Genomic DNA, 3,356 nt, shown 5'->3' on the forward strand with positions numbered 1-3,356 from the left:
ATGGAGGGCTAATATAAAGTCACCTTGTCCCCATAGAACTTGAGCTGCACCAATTAGCGCTTGTAAAATCAAGAAAAACATTGCCATAAAAGCTAAAAATTTTGTTTCGCGTATATGTCCCATTGCTTTCCATGACCAAACGGATAAGATCAAGATGAGAAAACCTACCGAACCAGTTACGAGACGGTGAGAAAATTCAATTAAAACTTCAGTAGTGATTTTGTCGGGAATTAGTTCTCCATTGCATCCCGGCCAGTGTCTGCCGCAACCCATTCCACTTTCTGTTTTCGTAACAAGTGCTCCACCAAGAATTATGAGCAACATGCCGATTGTAGAAGCAACAGCAAACCACTTTAAGTATTTACTTTGTTGCATGAATGACACCTACTTTGTCTATACTGATCGCGAAAATGCGATACCTGCATGTTTGATAATAGCTAAGAATATGACAAAAAACAATGTTTAACAGAGAAACAACAACAGTAAGGATACCCAATTCACAAATTGTTCATAAAATATTCTCTTTCCATTCACAAAACTTTTTAGAAAATGCTTTACTATAGATATGTTGTGTCAAATTGACAGGAAACCGCTATGGCTTTTTATCGAATTTGAACTTAAATATAGAATTAGCATAAGTTTTTCGATATAGTAAGTGTAGCGGAATATGCTTACAACTTTGAAAGGGGGAGTTATCATGTCAAACGGTCGCGCGATCAATGCAAGAACTGATGCGGATCTTGAAACAACATCATTTGTTAAAGACTTTCTTGCATTGATTAAGATTGGAATTGTAAACTCAAACCTTGTGACTACGTTTACGGGATTATGGTTGGCATTTCAATTTTCAAACCGTCACTTCTTAGATGAGATGGACCTCATGTTTTATACTCTTGTCGGTGCAGCGTTGATTATTGCCGGTTCAGCCGCAATGAACAACTACATCGATCAGGATATAGATCCAATTATGGCGAGAACAAAATCCAGACCGACTGTGACGGGACGATTCAAACCAACTGCCGTATTGTCCGTTGCTCTGTCCTTCATGGTTGTCGGTGAGATTTTGTTATTTATGGCATCGTTTTCAGCTGGTATATGGGGACTTGCTGGTATTATCAGTTACGTTGTCCTTTATACCATGTGGTCAAAAAGAAGGCATGTGAGCAATACAATCGTTGGGAGTATATCAGGGGCTATTCCTCCAGTAATCGGATGGGCAGCAGTTGAACCTACACTTGGATGGGGTGCACTTGCATTATTCCTCATCATGTTCGCATGGCAGCCTCCACACTTTTATGCACTTGCTATGAAACGAACGGAAGAATACCGGGCGGCAGRCATTCCGATGTTGCCGGTTATTAAAGGATTTGCACATACGAAGCGCTCCATGCTTCTGTGGATTTTAGTTCTTTTCCCACTTCCATTCTTACTCATGGAACTAGGAACATGGTTCCTCGTACTCGCTACTGTGCTTAATATTGGATGGCTCGTACTTGCACTAAGAGGCTTTAAAGCGGAAGATGATTTAAAATGGGCAAAAGGCATGTTTATCTATTCCTTAAATTACATGACCATCATTTTTGTCTCGATGATTATTTTCTCGATTTTCAGCTAACTTTTGGGATTCTTTCTTTGAATTTAGAATTCATATAGAATGGAACCACAGTCCGATTTACAAATGAATACAACTACGAAAGAGGGGTTTGATTAAGCTATGATGAAAGGGCTCAAAAAGTGGCGTCTCTTTTCACTGCTGACAGCTCTAATGGTCTTTTTGTCTGGATGCGGTGAAGAACATTTATCTACACTTACTCCAGCGGGACAAGTCGGTAGAGATCAATTGGATTTAATGTTGCTTTCAACAGGAATCATGGTACTTGTTATTGTTGTAGTAATGATTGTTTACATTCTTGCAATCGTCAAGTTCCGTCGTTCTAAAGTGGGCGAACATGTAATTCCTAAGCAAGTAGAAGGAAGTCACAAATTAGAACTTATCTGGACTATCGTTCCGATTATTTTACTATTGATTTTGACAGTTCCTACTGTAGTCTCTACATATAAATTGGCGGATGTCAGTGGTATGGATACAGTCGATGCAAAAGGCAATAAGACAGCAGTAACGGTTAACGTTAAAGCAAATCTTTACTGGTGGGAATTTGAGTATCCGGATTTAGGAATCGTTACAGCTCAAGAATTAGTAGTACCGACGCAAGAGAAAGTTTACTTTAACCTTAAAGCAGCAGATGTAAAACACTCATTCTGGATTCCTGCAGCGGGCGGTAAAATGGATACAAACGTTGAAAACCTAAACACATTCTATTTAACATTCGACAATCCTTCAGATAGTCTTGAAGATGGTGTGTTTTATGGTAAATGTGCGGAACTTTGTGGTCCTTCACATGCCCTTATGGACTTCAAAGTAAGATCTTTAGATCGTGATGATTTCAATGCTTGGGTAGCAGACATGAAAGCATCAAAAGCAGAAGAAACGCCAGAAGGTGACGTTGCTCAGCAAGGTCAGGAAATCTTCAACACTAGCTGTATTGCTTGTCATGCTGTATCAGGTGCAGGCACAACTGGTGGTGTAGGTCCTAACTTAGCAACTTTTGGAGATCGCAACCGAGTAGCTGGTTTCATGGAACAAACTGATGAAAACGTTAAGGCATGGATTAATGATCCTGAAGAGCATAAACCAGGTAACTTGATGCCTCAACCTGAAGATTTACCTAATAGAAATGGTAAAGAATTAACAGATCAAGAGCTCACAGCTCTGACAGAATACTTAATGGGACTATCTGTAGAAGATTAATCTTCTACAGAATGACAAGAAGGAGGTTAAAGTTGTGAGTTCAATCGCACAGAAAAAAGGCTTTGGTGCCACTCTTTGGGACTATTTAACAACAGTCGATCATAAGAAAATTGCCATCCTTTACCTCATTACCGGTGGATTCTTCTTTATCGTCGGCGGTATCGAGGCTATGCTTATACGTATACAACTAGCACAACCTGACAATGATTTTGTGAGTGCTGGTCTTTTCAATCAAATTATCACGATGCATGGTACAACCATGATCTTCCTGGCTGCCATGCCATTGTTATTAGGCTTTATGAATGCCGTTATGCCACTTCAAATCGGTGCGCGTGACGTTGCTTTCCCATTCTTAAACTCTTTAGGTTTCTGGTTATTCTTCTTCGGAGGAGTATTCCTTAACTTATCTTGGTTCTTGGGAGGAGCACCTGATGCAGGATGGACTTCATATGCATCGCTTTCATTAGCTTCACCGGGTCATGGGATTGACTTTTATGCTTTAGGTCTATTCATTTCCGGTTTTGGTACATTAATCGGAGGTATTAAC

Annotated in this window: 4 protein-coding genes; 3 read left to right on the forward strand and 1 reads right to left on the reverse strand. The window is 39.9% G+C overall.

All coding sequences use genetic code 11. The features are described from left to right. A partial coding sequence (locus AC1DSB_RS16715) for a COX15/CtaA family protein (protein WP_477587157.1) occupies positions 1–375 on the reverse strand: 375 nt, incomplete at its 3' end. A gap of 322 nt (positions 376–697) precedes the next feature. Between AC1DSB_RS16715 and cyoE the strand changes: the two genes are divergently transcribed. From cyoE to AC1DSB_RS16730, 3 genes are all read left to right on the forward strand, one after another. Beyond that, positions 698–1,615, forward strand: coding sequence for a heme o synthase (gene cyoE, locus AC1DSB_RS16720; protein ID WP_477587158.1), 918 nt, complete (start codon positions 698–700; stop codon positions 1,613–1,615). Between the two features lie 99 nt (positions 1,616–1,714). Beyond that, positions 1,715–2,809: a cytochrome c oxidase subunit II gene (gene coxB / locus AC1DSB_RS16725; RefSeq protein ID WP_477531307.1), complete on the forward strand. Its 1,095-nt coding sequence runs from the start codon at positions 1,715–1,717 to the stop codon at positions 2,807–2,809. Between the two features lie 34 nt (positions 2,810–2,843). After that, a partial coding sequence (locus AC1DSB_RS16730; protein WP_477587159.1) for a cbb3-type cytochrome c oxidase subunit I occupies positions 2,844–3,356 on the forward strand: 513 nt, incomplete at its 3' end.

It is taken from the genome of Paenisporosarcina sp. P4_E4_2 (assembly GCF_056401595.1).